The organism is Actinomadura coerulea, from assembly GCF_014208105.1.
GTDB classification, from domain to species: Bacteria; Actinomycetota; Actinomycetes; order Streptosporangiales; family Streptosporangiaceae; genus Spirillospora; species Spirillospora coerulea.
On the sequence record NZ_JACHMQ010000001.1, the window covers coordinates 3,849,164 to 3,871,055 of the forward strand.

At 71.4% G+C, this 21,892-nt stretch carries 21 protein-coding genes; 9 read left to right on the forward strand and 12 right to left on the reverse strand.

All coding sequences use genetic code 11. From position 1 onward, the window contains the following. Nucleotides 1-119: 119 nt before the first annotated feature. The 3 genes from BKA00_RS17685 to BKA00_RS40485 all read left to right on the forward strand — a co-directional run bounded on the left by BKA00_RS17685 (nucleotide 120) and on the right by BKA00_RS40485 (nucleotide 1,542). On the forward strand, nucleotides 120-839 hold the full coding sequence (locus BKA00_RS17685; protein ID WP_185034393.1) for a ribonuclease HII: 720 nt from the start codon (nucleotides 120-122) through the stop codon (nucleotides 837-839). Between the two features lie 70 nt (nucleotides 840-909). Beyond that, the gene (locus BKA00_RS40480; protein WP_338072144.1) at nucleotides 910-1,128 is read left to right on the forward strand and encodes a hypothetical protein; all 219 of its coding nucleotides are present in this window, start codon (nucleotides 910-912) and stop codon (nucleotides 1,126-1,128) included. Between the two features lie 75 nt (nucleotides 1,129-1,203). Then, nucleotides 1,204-1,542, forward strand: coding sequence for a hypothetical protein (locus BKA00_RS40485; protein WP_338072145.1), 339 nt, complete (start codon nucleotides 1,204-1,206; stop codon nucleotides 1,540-1,542). A 16-nt stretch (nucleotides 1,543-1,558) separates the two neighbouring features. Here the strand turns inward: BKA00_RS40485 and BKA00_RS17695 are convergent, their stop codons facing one another. From BKA00_RS17695 to BKA00_RS17705, 3 genes are all read right to left on the reverse strand, one after another. After that, nucleotides 1,559-2,221 carry a nitroreductase family protein gene (locus tag BKA00_RS17695; RefSeq protein WP_185026403.1) on the reverse strand — a complete coding sequence of 221 codons (663 nt, stop codon included), beginning with the start codon at nucleotides 2,219-2,221 and terminating at the stop codon, nucleotides 1,559-1,561. A gap of 96 nt (nucleotides 2,222-2,317) precedes the next feature. Continuing rightward, nucleotides 2,318-3,805, reverse strand: coding sequence for a TerD family protein (locus BKA00_RS17700; RefSeq protein ID WP_185026405.1), 1,488 nt, complete (start codon nucleotides 3,803-3,805; stop codon nucleotides 2,318-2,320). A 121-nt stretch (nucleotides 3,806-3,926) separates the two neighbouring features. After that, on the reverse strand, nucleotides 3,927-4,562 hold the full coding sequence (locus BKA00_RS17705) for a TetR/AcrR family transcriptional regulator (protein ID WP_185026407.1): 636 nt from the start codon (nucleotides 4,560-4,562) through the stop codon (nucleotides 3,927-3,929). 119 nt (nucleotides 4,563-4,681) lie between these two features. On the opposite strand from BKA00_RS17705, the gene BKA00_RS17710 reads away from it, so the two are divergent. Further along, nucleotides 4,682-6,103 (forward strand): MFS transporter, encoded by a 1,422-nt coding sequence (locus tag BKA00_RS17710; protein ID WP_185026409.1) that lies wholly within the window; start codon nucleotides 4,682-4,684, stop codon nucleotides 6,101-6,103. A gap of 163 nt (nucleotides 6,104-6,266) precedes the next feature. On the opposite strand, the gene BKA00_RS17715 is transcribed toward BKA00_RS17710, so the two are convergent. Beyond that, nucleotides 6,267-7,316 carry a lipoate-protein ligase LplAB gene (locus BKA00_RS17715; protein ID WP_185026411.1) on the reverse strand — a complete coding sequence of 350 codons (1,050 nt, stop codon included), beginning with the start codon at nucleotides 7,314-7,316 and terminating at the stop codon, nucleotides 6,267-6,269. Between the two features lie 188 nt (nucleotides 7,317-7,504). Here BKA00_RS17715 and BKA00_RS17720 point away from each other — a divergent pair, with 188 nt between their 5' ends. The 3 genes from BKA00_RS17720 (at nucleotide 7,505) to BKA00_RS17730 (ending at nucleotide 9,623) form a co-directional block, all read left to right on the forward strand. Continuing rightward, the gene (locus BKA00_RS17720; RefSeq protein WP_230298695.1) at nucleotides 7,505-7,840 is read left to right on the forward strand and encodes a winged helix-turn-helix transcriptional regulator; all 336 of its coding nucleotides are present in this window, start codon (nucleotides 7,505-7,507) and stop codon (nucleotides 7,838-7,840) included. A gap of 77 nt (nucleotides 7,841-7,917) precedes the next feature. Further along, the gene (locus tag BKA00_RS17725; protein ID WP_185026413.1) at nucleotides 7,918-8,469 is read left to right on the forward strand and encodes a carboxymuconolactone decarboxylase family protein; all 552 of its coding nucleotides are present in this window, start codon (nucleotides 7,918-7,920) and stop codon (nucleotides 8,467-8,469) included. A gap of 188 nt (nucleotides 8,470-8,657) precedes the next feature. Beyond that, on the forward strand, nucleotides 8,658-9,623 hold the full coding sequence (locus BKA00_RS17730) for a pirin family protein (RefSeq protein ID WP_185026415.1): 966 nt from the start codon (nucleotides 8,658-8,660) through the stop codon (nucleotides 9,621-9,623). 17 nt (nucleotides 9,624-9,640) lie between these two features. Here the strand turns inward: BKA00_RS17730 and BKA00_RS17735 are convergent, their stop codons facing one another. The 3 genes from BKA00_RS17735 to BKA00_RS17745 form a co-directional block, all read right to left on the reverse strand. Then, nucleotides 9,641-10,603, reverse strand: coding sequence for a hypothetical protein (locus tag BKA00_RS17735; protein WP_185026417.1), 963 nt, complete (start codon nucleotides 10,601-10,603; stop codon nucleotides 9,641-9,643). Nucleotides 10,604-10,719: 116 nt separating this feature from the next. Then, nucleotides 10,720-11,883, reverse strand: a complete 1,164-nt coding sequence (locus tag BKA00_RS17740; RefSeq protein WP_185026419.1) for an alpha/beta hydrolase — start codon at nucleotides 11,881-11,883, stop codon at nucleotides 10,720-10,722. Between the two features lie 179 nt (nucleotides 11,884-12,062). Beyond that, nucleotides 12,063-12,965, reverse strand: coding sequence for a LysR family transcriptional regulator (locus tag BKA00_RS17745; protein WP_185026421.1), 903 nt, complete (start codon nucleotides 12,963-12,965; stop codon nucleotides 12,063-12,065). Between the two features lie 237 nt (nucleotides 12,966-13,202). Between BKA00_RS17745 and BKA00_RS17750 the strand changes: the two genes are divergently transcribed. Then, a complete protein-coding gene (locus BKA00_RS17750; RefSeq protein ID WP_185026423.1) occupies nucleotides 13,203-13,898 on the forward strand; it encodes a DoxX family protein in 696 nt (231 codons plus the stop codon). A gap of 93 nt (nucleotides 13,899-13,991) precedes the next feature. On the opposite strand, the gene BKA00_RS17755 is transcribed toward BKA00_RS17750, so the two are convergent. The 3 genes from BKA00_RS17755 to BKA00_RS17765 form a co-directional block, all read right to left on the reverse strand. Beyond that, nucleotides 13,992-15,017 (reverse strand): NAD-dependent epimerase/dehydratase family protein, encoded by a 1,026-nt coding sequence (locus BKA00_RS17755; protein WP_338072146.1) that lies wholly within the window; start codon nucleotides 15,015-15,017, stop codon nucleotides 13,992-13,994. Then, nucleotides 15,014-15,955: an RNA polymerase sigma-70 factor gene (locus tag BKA00_RS17760; protein WP_185026425.1), complete on the reverse strand. Its 942-nt coding sequence runs from the start codon at nucleotides 15,953-15,955 to the stop codon at nucleotides 15,014-15,016. The genes BKA00_RS17755 and BKA00_RS17760 overlap by 4 nt, the downstream gene beginning before the upstream one ends. Nucleotides 15,956-16,052: 97 nt before the next feature. Further along, nucleotides 16,053-16,634 (reverse strand): TetR/AcrR family transcriptional regulator, encoded by a 582-nt coding sequence (locus BKA00_RS17765; protein WP_185026427.1) that lies wholly within the window; start codon nucleotides 16,632-16,634, stop codon nucleotides 16,053-16,055. Between the two features lie 101 nt (nucleotides 16,635-16,735). On the opposite strand from BKA00_RS17765, the gene BKA00_RS17770 reads away from it, so the two are divergent. Further along, a complete protein-coding gene (locus BKA00_RS17770; RefSeq protein ID WP_185026429.1) occupies nucleotides 16,736-18,211 on the forward strand; it encodes an MFS transporter in 1,476 nt (491 codons plus the stop codon). Between the two features lie 96 nt (nucleotides 18,212-18,307). On the opposite strand, the gene BKA00_RS17775 is transcribed toward BKA00_RS17770, so the two are convergent. Both BKA00_RS17775 and nrdR read right to left on the reverse strand, forming a co-directional pair. Then, entirely contained in the window at nucleotides 18,308-21,124 is a 2,817-nt protein-coding gene (locus BKA00_RS17775; protein ID WP_185026431.1) for a vitamin B12-dependent ribonucleotide reductase, read from the reverse strand. A gap of 118 nt (nucleotides 21,125-21,242) precedes the next feature. Next, nucleotides 21,243-21,716: a transcriptional regulator NrdR gene (gene nrdR, locus BKA00_RS17780; protein WP_141583086.1), complete on the reverse strand. Its 474-nt coding sequence runs from the start codon at nucleotides 21,714-21,716 to the stop codon at nucleotides 21,243-21,245. Nucleotides 21,717-21,892: the final 176 nt, after the last annotated feature.

Here is a 21,892-nt window from a genome sequence, read left to right on the forward strand (position 1 = left end):
GCGGGACGGCGCGCCCCTACGATCGGTGCCGCAGGCCGTTCCCGCTTTAAGGAGACCCCTTGACCGACCCCACCGGTGCGCTACCCGGGCTGGTCCCCTCGCCCGCCGCCGCCCCGAGCGTGCTGCGTGCCGCGGGCTACGAGATCGAGGAGGAACTGCGGGCCGCGCCGTCCGGAAGCGGCCGCCCGGTCGTGATCGCGGGAGTGGACGAGGTCGGCCGAGGAGCGTGGGCGGGGCCCGTCGTGGTGTGCGCGGCGGTGACGGACTTCGGCCCGCCACCGGTCCTGCCTGGACGCGGGAAGAAGACGGTCGCGCTGACCGATTCCAAGCTCCTCACGCATGCGCATCGCGAGGCGTTCGCAGAAATCCTTCCTGACTGGTTGGCCGGGCACGCCATCGGCGCGTCCAGCCCGGAAGAGATCGACGAGCTGGGCATGACCGTCGCGCTGAGGCGCGCCGCCATCCGCGCGCTGGAATCGCTACCTGTCCAACCCGATGTGGTCATCCTCGACGGCAAGCACGATTTCCTCAGCCGCCCCTGGCGCGTCCGGTGCGAAATTAAGGCCGACCAAAGGTCGGTCACCGTCGCGGCCGCGTCCGTCTTGGCGAAGGTCCATCGGGACCGGCTCATGGCAGATCTGGACGGCGAGTTCCCCGGCTACGGGTTCGCCGACAGCGCGGGGTACCCCTCCCCCGTCCATCAGAGGGCCTTGGAGGAGCACGGGCCTACGCCGCACCACAGGCTGTCGTGGTCGTACCTGGACGACCTCCCACGCTGGCGGCACATGAAGAAGCACCGCGACCCGCTCGCCGGTGAAGGACAACTCAGCCTGCTGTGACCCTCCCGCGCGCGTGCATGAGTCATCCCTGACGGCTCGGGTAGAGCGGCAGACACGGGAGGTGGATGCCATGGATGCCGTCGTCAAGAGGCTGCTGCGGGAATCCGGCGGGACGTTCGCCGAAGAAGCAGGCATAACCCTGAAGGACCAGCCGGCCGCGCTGTTCAAGCTGCTCGTCCTGGCCAACCTGCTGAGCGCCCGCATCTCCTCGGACATCGCCCTCGCCGCCGCCCGCGAACTGTTCGACGCGGGGGGCGGCACGGCACGCGGCATGGGCAGGCTCACCTGACAGGAACGCGTCGACGCGCTCGGCCGGGGCCACTACGTCCGCTACGACGAGAGCACCGCGTCCCGGCTGGGCGACATGGCGGAGATCGTCGAGGACCGGTACAAGGGGGACCTCAGGCGGCTCGCCATCGAAGCCGGACGCGACCCTGAGAAGGCCGCGAAGCTGCTGCGGGAGTTCCCCGGCATCGGCCCCACCGGCGTGGACATCTTCTGCCGCGAGGCGCAGGCCATCTGGCCGTGGCTCCGCCCCTACGTCGACGACCAGGTGAAGAAGGGCGCCGAACGCCTCGGCCTGACCAGTGACACCGAGAAGCTCGCCTCACAGGTGCCGGAGAAGGACCTGGCCCGGCTCACCGCGGCGCTCGTCAGGGTGGCCCGGGACAAGAAGCTGGCCGAGCATCTGAAGGCGGCGTGAGCAAGGCGCGCTCCCGTCACGTCCAGACGACGACCTCGTCCACCTGCTTGCGGGTGATGTCGGGCACCATCGCGTCGTCCGCCGGGTAGCCGACGGGGATGACGACGTAGGCGCGTTCTTCCCGTGGACGGTCGCAGACCTCGTTCAGGAAGCGCATGGGGCTCGGGGTGTGCGTAAGGGTCGCCAACCCCGCCTGGTGGAGCCCGGCCAACAGGAACCCCACGGCGATGCCGACGGACTCCTTTACGTAGTACGGACGCGGCGTCTCAGGTCCCTTGTGCACTTCGAAGACGATGATGACCGCAGGGGCGTCCTCAAGGAACGGCTTGCGCCAGTCGGTACCGAGCGGAGCCAGCGCTTCCAGCCATTCCTGTGAAGCGCGCTTCTCGTAGAACTCCCGCTCCTCCTGCTCGGCGGCTTCCCTGAGGCGCCTCTTGCGCTCCGGGTCGGTCACCACCACGAAACGCCACGGCTGCAGGTTGGCCCCACTGGGCGCCGTCGCCGCGGCCCGGACCGCGTGCTCGATGACGGCGCGCGGCACCGGACGGTCGGAGAAGTCACGGACGGTGCGGCGCAGCGTCATCGTGTCGGCGAAAGTCCGGACGCGCTCGACCGACTGCCCGGGCGGGACGTCGAAACGAGGCGCAGGCACGACGGGGTACTGCGGCTGGGTGCTCATGTGACCGTTCCTACCGTCGGCCAAGGGCCCGGGACAATCGGCAGCATCAGCCAACGTTCCCGGGCCCGTTCCGGCACACCGCGCGCCGTGGGGTGCTCAGTCCTTGCCGCGCGAGGCGACCCACTCCAGGTTCCAGCCGTACGCCTGGTCGACCGTCATCTTGCCCCAGCGGGGACGGCCGGGCGGCGGCAGGACGTACCGGCCCTCACGGCGGACGACCAGTTCCCCGTTCACGTTCTCGATGAGCGCCAGGACCGCGTCACGGGAGGCGTCCATGCAGTCGTTCATGTGCATCTCGATCGGCGGCGCGCCCACCGGGAACAGCGTGGCGATCGCGTCCATGCCCCGGAAGTCGTCAGCGCCGTCGTAGATCTCGGCGAACACCAGGATCCGCTTGAACTCCGCCGTGTGGTCGAGGTTGATGTGGAGGTTCTCCCCCGTCTCGATCGCGCCGGTGCGGTCGTCCTTGTCGAGCTTGATGAACGGCGGGCGGTCCAGCGCGCCCATGTCGCCGAGAGCGTGGATGATGCCCTTCCGGCCGTCCTTCAGCTCCCACAGGCAGCACAGGTCCAGGTCGAGGTCGACCCCGCGGCGGCGCTTGCCGAGGCGCCCCTTGGCCGCGCCCTCGCGCGCCGTCCAGTTGAGGTTGACGCGCATGTGGCCGCCCGTCGCCCCGTGCTTGGTGAGCGACACCGACGGCGCGTTCTTCGTCAGGGAGATCTTGCCGCCCTGCTGCTGCGGCGGCGCGGCACCGGCGGGAGGCGGGGGCGCGTACTGGCCGGGCGGCGGCGGGTACTGGCCGGGGGGCGGCGGAGGTGCGTACTGCCCGGGCGGGGGCGGGTACTGGCCGGGCTGCGGGGCGTACTGCCCGGGCGGGGGCGCGTACTGCCCGCCGGGAGGCGGCGGCGGGGGCGTGTACTGGCCGCCCGGGGGCGGCGGAGGCGTGTACTGGCCGCCGGGGGGCGCGTACTGCTCCTGCGGCGCGGGCGGGGGCGGGGCCTGCGGCGGCGCGGGCGCCTGCGGCTGCGGCTGCGGAGGCGCGGGAGGTGCCGCCTGGCCGGGCTCGTCGACGCTGATGCCGAAGTCGGTGGCCAGCCCGGCGAGCCCGGAGTCGTAGCCCTGGCCGATGGCACGGAACTTCCACGCGCCCTGCCTGCGGTAGAGCTCGCCGAGCACGAACGCCGTCTCCGTGGTGGCGCCCGGGTTCTCGAAGCGGGCGACCTCCGCCCCTGCCGCGGCGTCCAGCACGCGCACGTAGAGGCCCTGGAACTTGGAGAACGTCCCACCGTCCGAGGACGCGGCGATGACGATCTTGTCGATGGCGGGCTCGACCCGGTTCAGGTCGACCGCCAGGACGTCACGGACGGTCGGCCCCTGCTGCTTGCCCTCGTGCCTGACAGCGCCCGAACCGTGCACGGGCTGGTTGTAGAAGACGAAGTCGTCGTCAGACCGGACCCGGCCGGTCTCCGCCAGCAGGAGCGCAGATGCGTCCGCGTCGGGCACGCCGGGGCCGCCCTGCCAGCCAAGCTCGACCCGCACCGAAGGAACCGGAACCGCCGTGTTGGCGCCCTTCTGCATCGACATGAACGCTCCTCGTCATCGACCGACTGTCACCAACCTACGGGCAGCCGCCCGACCCCCGCGACTCGCCATCGAGAGGAGGACGGACGACGGCCCGGGGGAGTTCCGTTCCGCTCGCGCCGCCTCACCCGGACGAGTCGGTGGGCGGCGCCCCCGGCAGCGGTGCGGGCTCGGGCGTGCGCAGGCCGTCGAGCACGATCCGGAGATTGCGGTCCCACTGCTGGTCACCCGCCCGCAGGCCCACCGTGTGGTCACCGGTGGAGACCGACACCAGCAGGAACGCGACGTCCTGCCACGTGATGTCGGCGCGCATGGCACCGGCGCCCTGGGCCCGCTCCACGAGAAGGCGGATGCGTTCGCGCAGTTCCCCGCGCGCGTGGTCGATGCCGCCGCCCAGCGCGTAGTTGATGTCGCACAGTTCGTTCCGCAGCCGGGTGTAGGAGGCCGCGAAGTCGCAGAAGCCCTCCCAGGGGTCGGGGTCGGCGAGCCCCTCGTCGCCCTTGGCCACGATCTCGCCGAGCACCTCGGCGAGGACCGCTTCGAGCAGCGTCTCCAGGGTGCTGACGCGCCGGTAGAACGTCCCGACGCCCACCCCGGCGCGGCGCGCGATGTCGTGGGCCGTGACCTCGCCGCCGATCTCGCCGGCCGCCTCGCGCGCCGCCGCGACGAGGCGCTCCACGTTGCGCCGGGCGTCGGCCCGCGGACGGCGGCCCGTGCCGTCGTCCAGCAGCCGGTCCACGGCGCTCCTGGTACCGCTCATAACCGGATTCTAGCCACAAGCGGACGGTTCCGGTCCGATTTAAGTGGACAGCTCGCGTCCGATTGCGCTAGCTTCCCTCGAAGCGGACGCCACCCGTCCGCTTCACGAGAGGACTGATCATGGCATCCGGACACGGAGGCTCCCCCGCCATGAAGATCACCGCACTCGCCGCGGGCTTCGTGATGGCGAGCGTGGACGCCACGGTCATGCAGATCGCCGGAGCGACCGTCCAGGAGCGCCTGCACGCCCCGCTGAGCCGCCTCACCTGGGCCGTCGACGGCTACGTGCTGACGTTCGCGGCCCTGCTGATGCTGGCGGGCGGCCTCGCCGGGCGGCTCGGGGCCCGGCGCGTCTACCTGTGGGGCATGGCGGTGTTCCTCGCCGCCTCGCTGGCCGCCGCGCTCGCCCCCGCGATCGAGGTCCTCATCGCGGCCCGGCTCGTCCAGGGCGCGGGCGCCGCGCTGTTCATGCCGAGCTCGCTGGCGCTGCTGGTCGAGGCGTTCCCCGACCCGCGGCGCCGCGCGCGCGTGCTCGGCCTGTGGTCGGCGACCGTGTCCTCCTCGATCGCGCTCGGCCCGACGGTCGGCGGCCTCCTGGTGGGCACGCTCGGCTGGCGCAGCATCTTCCTGCTGAACGTGCCGCTCGCGATCGCGGGCATGGCGCTGGCCCGCCGCCACATCGCCCCCGTCCCCGGCCGTCCAGCGCCGCTCGCCCTCCCCGGCCACGCCGCCCTGGCCGCCGGCCTCGGCGCCCTGAGCTTCACGCTGATCGAAGGACCGCACCGCGGCTGGACCTCCCTCCCGGTCCTCACCGCGATCGCCGCGGCACTGGCCGTCGCCGCCCTCCTGCCCTTCAGGGAACGCCGCGCGCCCGCCACCGTGATGCCGTGGGCGCTGTTCCGCGGCCCGCGCTTCACCGGCGCCAACGCCGTGGGCTTCCTGTTCAACGCCGCGTTCTTCGGAACGCTGTTCCTGGTCGGCCTGTACTTCCAGCACGGCACGGGCGCCGGCCCGCTCCGGGCGGGCCTGATGGTCCTCCCGATGACCGTCTTCCTGCCGCTGAGCAACCTGGCCTTCGCGCACCTGTCGGCGCGCGTCCCGACCGGGGTCCTGCTGACCGCCTCCCTCCTCCTGGCGGCCGCGGCCTCGTTCGCACTGGCCACGCTCACCCCGTCCGGCCCCTACTGGACGACCGCCGCGGCCCTGGCGGCGACCGGCATCGCGGGCGGCATCGTCTCCCCCGCCATGACGGCCGTCATGGTCGACGCCGCAGGCCCGGGCAACGGCGGCGTCGCGGGCTCCGTCCTCAACACGGGCCGCCAGATAGGCACGCTCATCGGCATCGCGGTCATCGGCGCCGTCCTGGGCGCGTCCACCGACTGGACGACCAGCGCGACCCTCGCGTTCTCACTGGTCGGAGCCGCCTACACCGCCGCGGCCTTGGCAGCCTGGCGCCTCATAGCCCGCCCCGAACGAACCGCCGCGCCCGAGAAGCACACCGTCCCGGAAGCGGCCCCGTGCACCCACACCCAACCCGCCTGACGAACCGCACCCCCGGCCCCGCGCGGGAGCGACCTGGCCACCCGCAGGAGGCGTGCCCACCGCGCTGGCGGCGACCCGCGCAGAGCGTCCCCGGCCAGGTCGACCGCGCCCGCACCGAGAGGAAGGCGTCATGGGAGTCGCCCGGCGGAGAGGTGCCGCGCCCCTACGGAACCCGTGCGGTCCAAGCGGGGGTGGCGAACTTGTCGGTCACGTACTTGCCGGCGAGGCGCCGTTCGTCCTCGGTCACGCGGTCGTCGGTGAGGCCGTAGCGGCCGCGGAAATGGGCGATCATGCGATCGATGATCTCCTCGCGGGGCAGGCCGGTCTGGCGGCGGAGCGGGTCCACGCGCTTGTTCGCGCTGGCGATGCCCTTGTCGGAGATCTTCTCCCGGCCGATGCGGAGCACCTTCAGCATCTTGTCGGCGTCGATGTCGTAGGCCATGGTCACGTGGTGCAGCACGGCGCCGGCGGCCAGCCGCTTCTGCGCGGCCCCGGCGATCTTGCCGTGGTCGGAGGTGATGTCGTTCAGCGGCTGGTACCAGGCCCTGATCCCGAGTTCGCCCAACGCGCCCAGCACCCAGTCGTCGAGGAAGGCGTAGCTCTCGGCGAAGGACATCCCCGCCACCAGGCTCTCCGGCGCGTACAGCGAGTAGGTGATGGTGTTGCCCGGCTCGATGAACATCGCGCCGCCGCCGCTGATCCGGCGGACCACGTCCACGCCGTGGCGCTCGGCCTCCGCGGCGTCGACCTCGTTGCGCAGCGACTGGAAGCTGCCGATGACCACCGCCGGCGACGCCCACTCCCACACCCGCAGCGTCGGCGGGCGCCGTCCCGCGCCGACCTCCTCGGCGAGCACCTGGTCGAGGGCCATGTGCAGCGCGGGGTCCTGCGGCGGCTCGTGGACGAGCCGCCAGTCGTGCTCGCGCCAGTCCGACGCGCGCGCGACGGCCCGCCGCACCGCGATCCCCACGGCCTCGGCGGTGATGCCGAGCATCACCGTGTCCCGGGGAAGGCTCGCCTGGACGCGGGCCCCGATCGCCCGGGCGTCGAGCCCGGCCGCGAGCCCGTCCAGGGCCGCGTTGATCGTTTCAAGGGCGTCGTCCGGCTCCAGGAAGAAGTCGCCGCTGATCCTCGGGCCGCGCAGCAGCCCGTCCACGACGTCCACGTCGGCGACGACCAGCTTGCCGCCGGGAACCTTGTACTCACCGTGCATCACGTAGACCTGAACCCCGCACCCCCGCCCCGGATTCCACCGCTCTGGATTCCACAGCCCCGGGAACAGGCCGCGCCGGGGGAACACGGCGCGGGCGGGAACGGGCCGCACCCGGGTACACGCCGCGGGCGGGAGTGCGGGGCGGTTGGGGCGGCTAGGGTTTCGGGGATTGCACCACAGGAGGGGGCATGCCGAAACCGGGAAGGCCGGTGCGCGGCTCGTCCGGGGGACGCCCGCTGATGGCGGCCCTGGACCTCTTCGGCCGCCGCTGGACCTTGCGCATCGTCTGGGAACTGCGGGACCGGCCCCTCGGCTTCCGCACCCTCCAGCAGCGCTGCGACGGCATGTCGTCCAGCGTTCTGCGGCAGCGGCTCCTCGAACTGATCGACGCGGGCCTCGTCCGCCGGACGCCCGAGAACCTGTACGCCCTGACCGAACTGGGCCGCGATGCCCGTGAGGCTCTCCGCCCGCTGTCGCGATGGTCCGACCGGTGGGCCGCGGCGCTCGACGAAGGGCCCGGCTGAACCCGGGAAGCCCCCCTTGTGCTTCTCTTTTCGAAGCATCAGACTGCTTCTAAAATCGAAGCAGCTTGGAGGCCGCCGTGCCGCGTATCGCGCCGCTCGATCCCCCGTACACCCCCGAGATCGCCGCCGCCCTGGCCAGATGGATGCCGCCGGACGTCGCGCACGACCCGCTGGTGCTGTTCCGCGTCCTGCACCGGAACCCCGAACTGGCGTCCCGCATGCGCGTGCTCGGCGCCGGGCTGCTCGCCCACGGCCGCCTGCCCGCCCGGGACCGAGAGATCATCATCGACCGGACCTGCGCCCGCACCGGCTGCGAGTACGAGTGGGGCGTCCACGCCGCGACGTTCGGCGAGGCCGCCGGGCTCAGCGGGGAGCAGCTCCGGGCGACGGTGTCCGGCGACGGCGCCCCCTGGTCACCGAGGGAGCGCCTCCTGATGAGCGCGGCCGACGAACTCCACGACTCGGCCCGTATATCCCACGGGACCTGGACCGCCCTCGTCGAGCACTATGACGAGCCTCAGCTACTCGAAATCCTGGTGCTCGCCGGCTGGTACCGGGCCATCGGCCAGCTGATCAACACGCTGGAGATCGGCAACGAGCCGTGGGCTCCGTCCTTCCCCACCCCGTGACCCCGCCCGGGGGCGGCCCCACCCTCCCGGCGTCCGGTTGTGCCGCCTCTCCACGACACCGAACCTGAGAGCGTCCGGGCAGGTCACGTGTCCGCGTACTGGTGTGGTGGCGCGGTTTCTGGCGGGTCGGTTCGGTGGGGACGGCGGGGGCGTTGTTGAATGGCGGCGTCGCGGGGAGGGTGGTCCGGGTGAGCAATCTCGACGTCAAGCCGAAACCGGTCGAGTGCGGAGGGCGGGAGGACGTCCCGGGAGGGCCGGTCCATGAGCTGCTGCCGCCCCGGCGGGTGCCGCTCGGCGAGAGCACGGTCGTCCGGCGGCTGCTGCCCGGCCTCGGCCGCCGGATGGTCGGCGCCTGGTGCTTCGTCGACCACTACGGGCCGGACGACATCGCCGACGAGCCCGGGATGCAGGTGCCGCCGCATCCGCACATCGGGTTGCAGACGGTGAGCTGGCTGCACGGCGGCGAGGTGCTCCACCGCGACAGCCTGGGCAGTCTGCGGACCGTCCGGCCGAGGGAGCTCGGGCTGATGACGTCCGGGCGGGCCATCTCGCACTCGGAGGAGTCGCCGCGCGGGCACGGCCCTGTCCTGCACGGTGCCCAGCTCTGGGTGGCGCTGCCCGGTTCGGACAGGGACACGGACCCGGCGTTCGAGCATCACGCCGACCTGCCGGTCGTCGACGGCCCGGGGTTCAGCGCCACCGTGATCCTCGGGGAACTGGACGGGGCCGCGTCGCCCGGCACGGTCTTCACGCCCATCGTCGGGGCGGACATCGCCCTGGCGGCAGGCGCGGACGTGCGCCTGCCCGTGGAACCGGACTTCGAGTACGCCGTCCTCACGATGTCCGGCGTGACGGAGGTCGACGGCATGCGCGTGGACCCCGGCTCGATGCTGTACCTGGGGTCCGGCCGCCGCGAGCTGCCCCTGAGGGCCGACGGTGCGAGCGGCCTCGTGCTGCTGGGCGGCGAACCGTTCGAGGAGAAGCTCGTCATGTGGTGGAACTTCGTCGCCCGGACGGGAGAAGAGATAGCCCGCGCCCGGGAGGACTGGATGGGAGGGGACCGGTTCGGCACCGTGCGCGGCTACGACGGCTCCCCCATCCCGGCGCCCGCCATGCCTGCGACACCTCTGAAGCCAAGGGGCCGCACTCGCTGAACGGCCCCGCGCCCCGCTCACCCCTTGCCGGCGTGCGCGCTGCTGGCCGGTGCTTCGGGGGTGCGGAGAGACGTCAGGAGGACGCTCAGCATCAGGAGGCCTCCTGCGGCGGCGAGGCCGTTGAGAGCGACGGCCGCGCTCGGATGCTCCGCGGATGCGTAGCCGCCCGGGCGAAGGAGTGCGACCGCGGCTCTCCAGCCGCCCCAGGCGAAGAGGGAGCCGGACGCGGTGAATCCGAGGGCCGTCGGCAGCCAGACGGGCATGTTCGGGCGTGCGGAGCTGACGGCCAGGATGCTCCCGACGCCGAGGAGCGCCCAGAGAGCCGAATCGCCCAGGAGGAGCCGGGCGTTCAGGTCGACGAGGTCACGGTGCGCGGGGTCGAGACCGACTTCCGCGCCTGCCGACCAGAGCGCCCAGAAGGTGGTCGGCACGGCCGCGCAAACGGCGGCCGTCCGCGCGCGTCGGACAGCGGTTCTGCCGCGGTCGCAGACGCGTCCCAGGAAGGCGGTCGGCCATCGTTGCCGCATGTAGATGGGGAGCGCAACGGCAAGGCCGAGGGCCATGCCGGTGAATCCGATGCCGATGAGAGCCATCTCCCAGGACGGCGCAGCGTCGCCACCGGTGTCCTCCTCACCGGCGCCCAGGAGGGCACTGAGCAGGGTGTAGGGCATGAGGGGTATCAGGAAGCCGCTGGCCACCCACGTGAAGAAGACCAGAGGCGCGCCGGGAATCCGCCACCGCGTGCCCCGCGCCAGGACGAGCCCCAGCGCGATCCCGGTCGCGGACATGCCGACCGTCACCGCGTTGAGCACGATCCAGTCCGCACCACCGAAGTTCGCCGGAACGCGACCGAGCGCCGCGGCCGCTATCCACACGACCTTGACCGCCAGGTAGAGCGACAGGGACGCGGCGGCGCCGTACCCGCCGAGCCGCCGAGCCGCCTCCCATCTCGTTCCGATTGCTCCGGATATCTCCGTCATGGGGGAAGCCTGCCGTCGGCCGGGCGTGCACCGGCTCCCCCGCGCGGGGTGTCCGGCTCCCCCGCGCGGCGGACAGGGCGCACGGTCCAAGGGCGCACGGTTCAAGGGCGCAGGGTCTAGCGGTCGGCCGGGAGGAAGTCGTCCAGGGCTTCGGCGACCAGGTCGGGACGTTCGAGGGTCTGCATGTGCGGTGTGCCGGGAAGCTCCCGGTAGGTCGAGCCCGGGACGCGTCCGGCGATGCCGGACATGATCTCCGGGGTCGTCGAGGCGTCCAGCTCGCCCGCGAGCACCAGGGTCGGGAAGTCCTCCCCGGTCAGGCGGCCCTGGACGTCCACGCCCCTGAAGGCCCGCCAGGCCGCGGCCCAGTCGGCGGAGTCGAAGCGCCGGATGCGCTCCCGCGCGTACCGGACGCCCCACGGGTCGGTGGCGAGCGCGGCGGGCGTGAACCAGCGCGTCAGAGTGGGGACGATCTGCGCCTCCATGCCGTCGGCCTCGCCGGATCGGGCTCGGGCCTCGAAACTGTCGAAGGCGTGGTCGGTGGTGGCGAGCAGGGCCAGCGAGGCGACGCGTTCGGGTGCGCGGACGGCGACGGTCTGGGCGATGCCCCCGCCCATCGACAGGCCGACGACGTGCGCCCGGTCCACGTCGAACGCGTCGAGGACGCCGAGCAGGTCCGCGGCGAGGTCGTCCATGGTGAACGGGCGGGGCGCCCCGGCGGCGGCGCCGTGTCCGCGGAAGTCGTAGGCGAAGACCCGCCGCCCGTTCGCCAGTCGTTCCATGACGGGCTCCCACATGCGCCAGTCCACGCCCAGGGAATGCGAGAGGATCACGGCCGGCCCGTGCTCGCCCTTCTGCGCGACGACGGTCTCGTGGTCGGCCAGCGCGACGCGGTGCGTGCGCGGCGGCTTCGCCCCGCCCTGCTCTTCCAGAACGCCGTTGACGACGGCGAGCGCGTCCAGGGCACGAGGGAATCCCGCGTAGACCGAGATGTGCTCGCAGAGGGCCAGCAGTTCGGACGGCTCGACGCCCTGCCGCAACGCTCCCCGCACATGGCTGGCGAGGCGGCGTTCGGCGCCGCCCATGGCCGCGATGATGGCGACGGAGGCCAGCTCGCGCGCTCGGCGGCTCAGCTCGGGCCGGGCCAGCGCCCCGCCGAACGCCCCCTCCACAACGGCTTCGAACATCTGAGGCGAGGTCCGGAGCACCTCACCGAGCGCCTCTTCGGGCCCGTGCCCCATCAAACCCTCGTACTCGCGCCGCCCGCGCTCGCCACGATTCATGTCGCGCTCCTCTGTAAGCAGTCAACGTTCTGGGGGACGCCTCCATCCTCATGCCGATGCCGGCAAGATGTCCAAGACCTAGTAGAGCTCGACGTCATATCTCTGGCTTATGACACGTGAACCACAGCCCTCGGCGTTCGCGGAGCGGCGGCCGCTCCGGCGGCTCGGCCGTCCCGCGGTCACGGTCCGATCGAGGCGAGGTCCGGACGGCGCGCGACGAAGTCGATGAACGCGGCCAGCGCCGGGCTCGGACGGCGTCCGGCGGGCCAGGCCAGGGACGGCGCCCACGTCGGTTCGGGATCGAGGCGGACGATGCTCACCGGACGGCCCGGCTCCTCGGCCACCGAGCGGGGGACGACGGCCGCGGCCAGCCCCACGCTCGCCATGACCCTGGCCGTGCCGTACTCCCGCGTCTCGAACCGGATGCGCGCCGTCGCACCGGCGGCCGCCAAGGCCGACAGGACGATCTCGCGGATCACCGAGCCCGGCGAGTAGCAGACCAGTTCGGCACCGTCCAGCGCGGCGACGGGCACCCTGTACCTGCCCGCGAGCGGCGCCGACACCGAAGTGATCAGTACGAGCGGCTCCTCGCCGAGCGGAAGGGACTCCAGCCGCCGCCCCGCCTCCTCGGGAGGCATCCGGACGACGGTCGCCGCGTCGAGGCTCCCGCCGCCGAGGCCCGCGACCATCTCCTCGGTGTTCATCTCCCGCAACTCGACCTCGACGGCCGGGAACTCCTCGGTGAACTCCGCGAGCAGGCGCGCGAGCCGGGCCGTCAGGCCGCGGGCTCCGCCGAGGCGGATCCGGCCCCGCGTGCCCGCCGCCCAGCCGCGCATCTCGTCCTCGACCGCCGCGAGGTCGGACAGGATCCGCTCGGCGTGCTCCAGCAGCGCCGCCCCGGCCGGCGTCAGCTCGACCCGGTGGTTGTTGCGCTCGAACAGCGTGATGCCGAGCTGCCGTTCCAGCTTTCGGATCTGCTGCGACAGGGCGGGCTGGGCGATCTGCAGCGTCTCCGCCGCACGCGTGAAGTGCAGCTCACGCGCCACCGCCCTGAAGTACTCCAGCTGGCGAGAACCCATCATGCGGTCATGTTCTCACCCGGGAGAACCGCCATGTGCGATTCCTATTACTGCGCGGGCGCGTCAGCCGACAAGGCCGGCATCGTCGTGGCGCTTCAAAAACGTCGCCGCGGTCCTCGTCCGCGCCTTCAACGAAACCTGAGCGGCCCGTTCACCTGCGATGTTCGCGAGATCCGCCTCGGGGCCGTCATACTCTCCGTCAACCAGGGCCCGTCCCCCCGCTCCGAAGGAGCCGCCGGCATGCGCACTCGTCCGCTGTACGACGTCGCCGCCGTCCTGGCGCGGCTGGGCGTGGGCATCGTCTTCATGGCGCACGGCTGGCAGAAGATCGAGGCGGGGGTCACCGCGACCGGCCGCTCCTTCGACGCCCTCGGCGTGCCGCTGCCGACCGCCGCGGCCGTCTACTCCGCGTTCGTCGAACTCCTCGGCGGGGCGGCGCTGATCGTCGGGCTCGGCCTGCCCGTCACCGGGGCCCTGCTCTTCATCGACATGGCGGGCGCGTTCGTCTTCGTCCACGCCGACCAGGGCCTTTTCCTGGTGGACGGCAAGAGCGTCCAGAACGGCTACGAGCTGGTCCTCGCGCTCGGCATGGCCAGCCTGCTGTTCGCGGCGGGCGGCGGCGGCCGCCTGACCCTCGACCAGTGGGTCGCCTCGAAGCGCCTCCACCGCCCCAGCCAGGGCGACGAGGACGAGGAGGACGCGGCGAGCTTCGTCGAGTCCCTGCGCCAGGCCGAGACGAAGCCCGCGAAGAAGCCGCGCCGGTCCCCCAAACCGCCCGCGGCGCCCGTCCCGGACCCGTCCGAGACACCGGACAAGCCCGCCGACGATCCCGACGACGTGCTGGTCGCCGGACGCCGCAAGCCCGCCCAGCGCCGCCGGACCTCGTCCACCCAGCCGGCCAGGCGCCCCGCGGACGACACCGGCACACCGAACTGAGGCACGCGAGAAGGGACCGGCCGAAGCCGATCCCTGACTCCGCGGCCACCGAACCGCCGGCGGATGCCCGCCCCCGTTCTCAGGCTCGGAGGGTCACGCCACAGGCTGGAGGCCCTGGCGCCAGGTCGGGTGTGCCGGGTGCCAGCCCAGTTCGCGCTTGGCCTTGGCGTTGGATGCGCCACGCAGCTCGGTCATGAGCACGACTCCGGCCTCTCCGGCGGCCAGCCGTCCGATGAACCGCGGTACGCGCAGCGGCTTCTTGGCGCCCAGCATCGCCGCCAGTTCCGGCAGCCATTCGGCGACCGGGGCGGGGTCGTCATCGACGATGTTGTAGACACCGCGGCCGCCGTTCTCCACCGCCGCGACCGTGGCCTCCGCCGCGTCGGCGATGTGGATGAACGACCAGACCCCGCCGCCGTCGCCGACGACCGGGAACTTGCGCTTGCGGATCATCTCCATCTGCTCGGAACCCGGCGCCATGGAGGTGCCCGGCCCGTAGAACGCGCCGTAGCGCAGCACGATCCCCTCGGTCCAGTCGGCGCTCAGCACGGCCTTCTCCAGATGCTCGACCGCGGCGATCATGGAGGCCATCGGGGCGATCGGTGAGCGGTCCAGGGGGTCCTGCTCGCTCTTGACCCGTCCGCCGGTGCGGTCGTAGGTGAAAGCGCCGTTGCTCTGGGCGACGAACCGCCGTACACCGGTGGCGCGCGCGGCCGCGAGCAGGTTGTCGTTCCCCTCGATCCGCAGCCGGCTGGTGGCGGCGAAGCTGCGTTCGAAATGACGGGTGTCGATGTCCCCGATGGCGGTCAACTGGTTGACGATCACCTCGGGGGCCGCCTCGCGCACGGCCGCCTCGACCTGGGAGCGATCGAGCGCGTCGGCGATGACCGGTACCGCGCCCAGCCGTGCCGCCCCGGACTTGCCGGATTCGCTGCGGACCATGGCGAACACCTCGTGCCCCGCTTCGACCAGACGAGGCACGAGTTCCTTGCCAATCGCTCCGGTCGCTCCTGCCACCAGTACTCTCATCGTCGGCTCCCTTGCTCTCCGGTCCGGGTTCGCCACTTGAACCGGATGGCCCGACGATTGCTGACAGAAGTCGAACGTGACCTGCGTCACACCGTGAGCAGGGGCTCCCCATGGTCGGCCGCCGCCCATTGCCGGGTCGCGCGTTCGAGCTTGTCGGGGTTCGCCTGAGTACGGCAGGCAGTGATGCCCTCGGCTGTGACCTCCAGGCACATGACGGCGACGACCCGGCCGTCCACGACGGCCACGACGGCGGGCTCGCCATTGGCGACCCAGGCGTAGATCTCGGACGAGCCGCCGACGACGGCGCGTTTGGCCTCGTCGGGCTTGAACAGGGCCCGGACGAACTTCGCGACCGCGACGGCTCCCTCGAACGGCCTTGTGCGTGCCGGGACCCGCCCTCCGCCGTCGCCGACGGAGACGGCGTCCTTGGTGAGGAGACGTACGAGCTCGTCGGTCTGGCCGCTGGCGGCGGCCGCGAGGAACTCCTCGACGATCCGATGGGCGGCGGCCTCGTCGATCTCGCTGCGCGTCCTGCCGTACGCGACATGCTTCTTGGCACGGTGAAAGATCTGCTGGCAGGCGGCCTCGGTGATGTCGAGGATCTCGGCGATCTCCCGGTGCGGGTAGTCGAAGGCCTCCCGCAGCACATAGACGGCCCGCTCGTTGGGGGACAGGCGCTCCATCAGGGTGAGGACCGCGTACGACACCGACTCGCGCTGCTCGGCCGTGTCGGCGGGCCCGAGCATCACGTCCCCCGCGAGCAGCGGCTCGGGGAGCCATCGGCCCACGTAGGTCTCGCGGCGTGCCCGCGCGGAGCTGAGCTGGTTGAGGCACAGGTTGGTGAGCACCTTCGTCAGCCAGGCCTCGGGGATTTCGACGCGGCCGACGTCGGCGGCCTGCCAGCGCAGGAACGTCTCCTGCACGACGTCCTGGGCCTCGTCCGCGGAACCGAGGAGACGGTAGGCGATGGCCTGCAGGCGAGGCCTCGCCAGCTCGAACCGGTCGATGTCCTCAACCGACAAAGGCATGATCCGATCCTAGTCCTGGTCGCGGCCCCGCTCGCGGATCGGGGCCACGGACAAAGGTTCGCTCGTGCGAAACTCGGTCTCAAGCGCCGTCGTCACTTCACAGGAGGTCAGTAGCGGGGCGGAGTCCGTCGAACAGGACGGCCAGGATTTGCTCACGGTCCTCAGGAGCCCGTTCCACGGCCCAGGCGACCGCCGCGACGAGCGAGAACAGCGCGGAGGCGTTCACGTCCGGCCGGACGGCCCCGGCCTGCTGAGCGCGCGCCAGCAGCTGCGCCCCGCCCGCTTTCATCGCCTGGCAACTGGCGTGCAGGTCCGATTCCGGATCGGCGAGGCTCTCAACGAGGGCTTCGACCAGGCCTCGATAGGTCATCGCATGCTCCACCGCGGCCTCGAACCACCTGGCCAGTGCGTCGCCGGGCATGGCGGCGGCGAGCAGTGCGTCCGAGCGCACGCGCAGCCCTCGCAGGCTCTCGCCCAGTAGTGCCTCCAGAAGCGCCTGGCGGGTCGGAAAGTGCCGGTAGAGGGTGACGTTCCCGACGCCGGCTCTGCGCGCGATGTCGTTCAGGGACGCGCCGACGCCCTGCTCGGTGAACGCCGCCCGCGCCGCCGCCAGCAGCCGGTCGTAGTTGCGCCGCGCGTCCTTGCGCGGCGCCCGCCCGGTCGCCCGCCCATTCGTCATGAACCCTCCGCCGGTTGCTAAACGAGGAACCTCCTCATATCGTACCGGACTTGAAGCGAGGAACTTCCTCGTTTAATCCCACGCCGCAGCGAGGAGCCGTCATGACCGAAGAGATCCTGCCCACGCCGACAACGGGGGGCACCCGTGTGCCCGGCCCGCCCGGATCGCGGCGCCGGCCGGGCCTCGTGCTGGCGATCGTGCTGACCTGCCAGACGATGTTCATCCTCGACACCAGCGTGGTGAACATCGCCCTGCCCCGCATCCAGCGCGACATGGCCTTCTCCCCCGCCGATCTGTCGTGGGTGCTGAACGCCTACATGCTGGCCTTCGGCGGGCTGCTCCTGCTCGGCGGACGCATCGGCGACATCTTCGGCCAGCGGCGGGCGCTCATCGGCGGAGTCGCCGTGTTCACCGTCGCGTCACTGGCCGGTGGGCTGTCGGCCTCGGCCGGGATGCTCCTCGTCGCCCGCGCCGGGCAGGGGATCGGTGCCGCCGTCGCCGCGCCGACCGTGCTCGCCCTGATCACCATCGGCTTCCCCGACCAGGCCGCGCGAGGGCGGGCACTGGGCGCCTACGCGGCCGTTTCCGGCTCCGGCGCCGCCCTCGGCCTGATCGCCGGCGGAATGCTCACCGACTGGATCTCCTGGCGCTGGGTCCTGTTCATCAACGTGCCGGTCGGCGCCGTCCTGCTCGTCTCGGCCCCGCTGTTCATCGCCGAGACCGACCGCCGTCCAGGACGCTTCGACCTCGCCGGCTCGCTGACCTCGACCCTGGGCATGACCGCACTCGTCTTCGGCTTCATCCGCGCCGCCGAGCAGGACTTCGGCGACCCGGCCGCCCTCGGCGCGCTCGGCGCGGCCGTCATCCTGCTCGCGCTGTTCGTCGCCATCGAGGCCCGGGCCCGGCAGCCGATCACTCCGCTGCGGCTGTTCGCCCACCGCGACCGGGCCACCGGCTACCTCGGCCTGCTGTTCGTCATGGCCGCGGGCAACGGCATGTTCTTCTTCCTCACCCAGTTCCTGCAGCAGATCCGCGGCTACGACCCGCTGAAGGCCGGCCTCGCGTTCGTGCCGCTGACCGTCTTGATCCTCATCTCCTCCCACGCCTCCGCTCGGCTGCTGCCCCGCCTCGGCGCGAAGACGCTCACCGCCTCCGGCGCGGCGGCCATCACCGTGGGCCTTCTCTGGCTTGCCCGGCTCACACCGTCGGACGGCTACGCGGGATCGCTGCTCGGCCCGACACTCATCGCCGGCCTCGGCATGGGCACCCTGCTGGTCGGGATCACCACCGTGCTGACCTCCGGGGTACGCGCGGAGGACGCCGGCGCCGCCTCCGGCCTGCTCAACGTCATGCAGCAGATCGGCGGCGCACTGGGGCTGGCCATCCTCGTCACCGCGTTCGGCGCCGCCACCCGCACGGCACACGGAACAGGCCACCACGTCTTCACCAAGGGGGCGACCACGGCCTTCACCGTCGGAGCGGCTTTCACCGCCTGCACCATCGTGCTGGCCCTGACCATGAAGACCCGTCAAGACCCCGCGCCCGAACCCCTGCGTGGCGAGGAGTCGATCCGATGACGGTCGCATAACCCAACCGAAAGCGAGAGCGGGGTACCGGCCTGTCGCCGATACCCCGCTCTGACCAGGAACTACGCAGCCGATATCGGCTGCGGATCAGCTGCAGCCGCTGGTGGAGCCGCAGCCCTCGCAGACGTAGCAGCTGCCCGCCGGGCGCATCTTGGTGCCGCAGGTGAGGCAGAGCGGCGCGTCGGCCGTGCGGCCCTGGCGGCTCTCGATCACTTCCATGGACGAGCGCGCCTCACCGCCCGCGGCCGGGGCGGGCGCCGCCGGCCGGGCGATCTCGGCGGACTGCGCCAGCGACTCGCGGTCGACCTCCTCCTCGGCGTGCAGGGCGGCGGGGTCCTCGCCGTTGGCCTGCATCGCGCGCTCCTCGGCGGTGAAGATGCCGAGCCCGGCGCGCTCCTCGTACGGGAGGTGGTCCAGCGCCAGGCGGCGGAAGATGTAGTCCATCACCGAGGTCGCCATACGGATGTCCGGGTCGTCGGTCATGCCCGCCGGCTCGAACCGCATGTTGGTGAACTTCTCCACCCACGTCTCCAGCGGGACGCCGTACTGGAGGCTGATGGAGATCGCCATGGAGAAGGCGTCCATCACGCCGGCGAGCGTGGAGCCCTGCTTGCCGAGCTTGAGGAAGACCTCGCCGACGCCGTCGTCCGGGTAGGACGAGGCGGTCATGTACCCCTCGGCGCCCGCCACGGAGAAGCGGGTCACGGTCGCGGGGCGCTGCTTCGGCAGCCGCCGGCGGACGGGGCGCGGCGCCGTCTCGGCGGGCGCGGCCGCCTTCGGCTCCTCCTTCTTGCCCGCGGCGGACAGCGGCTGGCCGACCTTGCAGTTGTCGCGGTAGATCGCCAGGGCCTTCAGCCCGAGCCGCCAGCCCTCGAAGTACACCTTCTCGATGTCCTCGATGGTGGCCTGCTCCGGCATGTTGACGGTCTTGGAGATCGCACCGGACAGGAACGGCTGGACGGCCGCCATCATCCGCACGTGCCCCATCGGGCTGATCGCCCGCTCGCCCATCGCGCAGTCGAACACCTCGTAGTGCTCGGGGCGCAGCCCCGGCGCGTCCACGACGTGGCCGTGCTCGGAGATGTACTCGACGATCGCCTCGATCTGCTCCTGCTGGTAGCCGAGCTGCTTCAGGGCGCGCGGCACCGTGTGGTTGACGATCTGCATGGACCCGCCGCCGACGAGCTTCTTGAACTTCATCAGCGCGAGGTCCGGCTCGATGCCGGTGGTGTCGCAGTCCATCATCAGGCCGATCGTCCCGGTGGGGGCGAGCAGGCTGGCCTGCGCGTTGCGGTAGCCGTTCTTCTCGCCGGCCTTCAGGCAGTCCGTCCACTGCTTGGCCGCGGCGGCGTGGATCGCCTTGCCCATCGCGTCCAGCGTGCGGACGCCGTCGTTGGCGGCGGCGTGCTTGCGCATGACGCGCTTGTGGCCCTCGGCGTTGCGGGCGTAGCCCGCGTACGGCCCGACGACGCCGGCGATCTCAGCCGAGCGGCGGTAGGCGACGCCCGTCATCAGCGACGTGATCGCCGCCGCGAGGGACCGTCCGCCCTCGGAGTCGTAGGCGTGGCCGGTCGCCATCAGCAGCGCGCCCAGGTTGGCGTAGCCGATGCCGAGCTGCCGGTAGTCGCGGGTCGTCTGCGCGATCTTCTCCGTCGGGAAGTCGGCGAACGTGATGGAGATGTCCATCGCCGTGATGATCAGCTCGGTGAGCTTGGTGAACCGGGCGACGTCGAAGGCGTCCTCGGGGCTGAGGAACTTGAGCAGGTTGATGCTCGCGAGGTTGCAGGACGAGTTGTCCAGGCTCATGTACTCCGAGCAGGGGTTGGACGCGGTGATCCGCCCGGTCTCGGGGTTGGTGTGCCAGTCGTTGATCGTGTCGTCGTACTGGATGCCGGGGTCGGCGCACTCCCACGCCGCCTTGGCCATGAGCCGGAACAGCTCCTTGGCCTTGATCGTCTCGACGACCTCGCCGGTCATCCGGGCGCGCAGCGCGAACTCGCCGTCCGACTCCACGGCGTGCATGAACTCGTCCGACACCCGGACGGAGTTGTTGGCGTTCTGGTACTGGACGCTGCCGATGTCCTTGCCGCCGAGGTCCATGTCGAACCCGGCGTCCCGCAGCGCGCGGATCTTGTCCTCCTCGCGCGCCTTGGTCTCGATGAACTCCCCGATGTCGGGGTGGTCGACGTCCAGCACGACCATCTTGGCGGCACGGCGGGTCGCGCCGCCCGACTTGATCGTTCCGGCGGACGCGTCGGCGCCGCGCATGAACGACACCGGGCCGCTGGCGGTGCCGCCCGAGGACAGCAGCTCCCGGCTGGAGCGGATGCGGGACAGGTTCAGGCCGGCGCCGGAGCCGCCCTTGAAGATCACGCCCTCTTCCTTGTACCAGTCCAGGATCGACTCCATCGTGTCGTCCACGGACAGGATGAAGCACGCCGAGACCTGCTGCGGGGACCTGGTGCCGACGTTGAACCACACGGGCGAGTTGAAGCTGAACATCTGGTGGACCAGCGCGTACTTCAGCTCGTGGTCGAAGATCTCGGCGTCCTCCTCGGAGGCGAAGTAGCCCTCCTTGAGGCCCGTGTCCACGTACATCCGGACGACGCGGTCGACGAGCTGCTTCAGGCTCCACTCCCGCTGCGGCGTGCCGACCGCCCCGCGGAAGTACTTCGACGTGACGATGTTGACGGCGTTCAGCGACCAGAAGTCGGGGAACTCGACGCCGCGCTGCTCGAAGTTGACCGAGCCGTCGCGCCAGTTGGTCATGACGACGTCACGACGTTCCCAGCGCATCTCGTCGTACGGGTGCACGCCGGGCGTGGTGAAGATGCGCTCGATCTTCAGCCCTTTGCGGCCCCCCTTGCCGCGCCGCGCCGCCGAGCCGCTCACCGTCTCCGTCATGACCTTCCCCCTCTCGGACCCTCCCGCCGGGCCCTGTCCAGGAACAACCACGCCGCCGCACGGGCGATGCCCGCGCGGAGACGCCTTTACTTGTGCTGATGTGTTTCCGGAACCGTCCCTAACGGGACGGGCCGGGCTCCCCCGAGGAACCGGCCTTCCGCAGTGCTTCGATCTCCTTGGCGAAGTCGTCCAGCGACTCGAAGCTCCGGTAGACCGAGGCGAATCGCAGATAGGCGACCTCGTCGAGTTCGCCGAGCGGCCCCAGGATCGCGAGGCCGATCTCGTGCGAGGGGATTTCCGCGGACCCGGACGACCTGATGGCCTCCTCGACCCGCTGCCCCAGCTTCGCGAGCGCATCCTCGTCGACCGGACGGCCCTGGCAGGCCCTGCGCACACCGGCGATGATCTTTTCCCGGGAGAACGGCTCGGTGACCCCGCTGCGCTTGGCCACCATCACGAGCACATTCTCCTGCGTCGTGAATCGCTTGCCGCATTCCGAGCACGACCGGCGACGCCGAATGGCGCCCCCGTCATCGGTCGAACGGCTGTCGATCACTTTGGTGTCAGGGTTGCGGCAGAACGGGCAGTGCACGTTCAATCCCTCCCCTGACGTAAACGACTTACACCGATGGTAGTGCCATATATAGGGAACTACATCGATGTGACTACTAGATGTTGTGGTCAACCGTAGGGCTCACCGGACTCCTTCGCAACCTGCTCCCGAGTCCCCTCCGTCACATCCGCCGCGTCCGCGCAGGTCATCTCCGG

Coding starts and splice junctions, on each gene's coding strand:
- BKA00_RS40480 (WP_338072144.1), top strand. CDS start 910: ATGGATGCCGTCGTCAAGAGGCTGCTGCGGGAATCCGGCGGGACGTTC.
- BKA00_RS40485 (WP_338072145.1), top strand. CDS start 1,204: ATGGCGGAGATCGTCGAGGACCGGTACAAGGGGGACCTCAGGCGGCTC.
- BKA00_RS17695 (WP_185026403.1), bottom strand. CDS start 2,221: ATGAGCACCCAGCCGCAGTACCCCGTCGTGCCTGCGCCTCGTTTCGAC.
- BKA00_RS17700 (WP_185026405.1), bottom strand. CDS start 3,805: ATGTCGATGCAGAAGGGCGCCAACACGGCGGTTCCGGTTCCTTCGGTG.
- BKA00_RS17705 (WP_185026407.1), bottom strand. CDS start 4,562: ATGAGCGGTACCAGGAGCGCCGTGGACCGGCTGCTGGACGACGGCACG.
- BKA00_RS17710 (WP_185026409.1), top strand. CDS start 4,682: ATGGCATCCGGACACGGAGGCTCCCCCGCCATGAAGATCACCGCACTC.
- BKA00_RS17715 (WP_185026411.1), bottom strand. CDS start 7,316: ATGCACGGTGAGTACAAGGTTCCCGGCGGCAAGCTGGTCGTCGCCGAC.
- BKA00_RS17720 (WP_230298695.1), top strand. CDS start 7,505: ATGCCGAAACCGGGAAGGCCGGTGCGCGGCTCGTCCGGGGGACGCCCG.
- BKA00_RS17735 (WP_185026417.1), bottom strand. CDS start 10,603: ATGACGGAGATATCCGGAGCAATCGGAACGAGATGGGAGGCGGCTCGG.
- BKA00_RS17740 (WP_185026419.1), bottom strand. CDS start 11,883: ATGAATCGTGGCGAGCGCGGGCGGCGCGAGTACGAGGGTTTGATGGGG.
- BKA00_RS17745 (WP_185026421.1), bottom strand. CDS start 12,965: ATGATGGGTTCTCGCCAGCTGGAGTACTTCAGGGCGGTGGCGCGTGAG.
- BKA00_RS17750 (WP_185026423.1), top strand. CDS start 13,203: ATGCGCACTCGTCCGCTGTACGACGTCGCCGCCGTCCTGGCGCGGCTG.
- BKA00_RS17760 (WP_185026425.1), bottom strand. CDS start 15,955: ATGCCTTTGTCGGTTGAGGACATCGACCGGTTCGAGCTGGCGAGGCCT.
- BKA00_RS17765 (WP_185026427.1), bottom strand. CDS start 16,634: ATGACGAATGGGCGGGCGACCGGGCGGGCGCCGCGCAAGGACGCGCGG.
- BKA00_RS17770 (WP_185026429.1), top strand. CDS start 16,736: ATGACCGAAGAGATCCTGCCCACGCCGACAACGGGGGGCACCCGTGTG.
- BKA00_RS17775 (WP_185026431.1), bottom strand. CDS start 21,124: ATGACGGAGACGGTGAGCGGCTCGGCGGCGCGGCGCGGCAAGGGGGGC.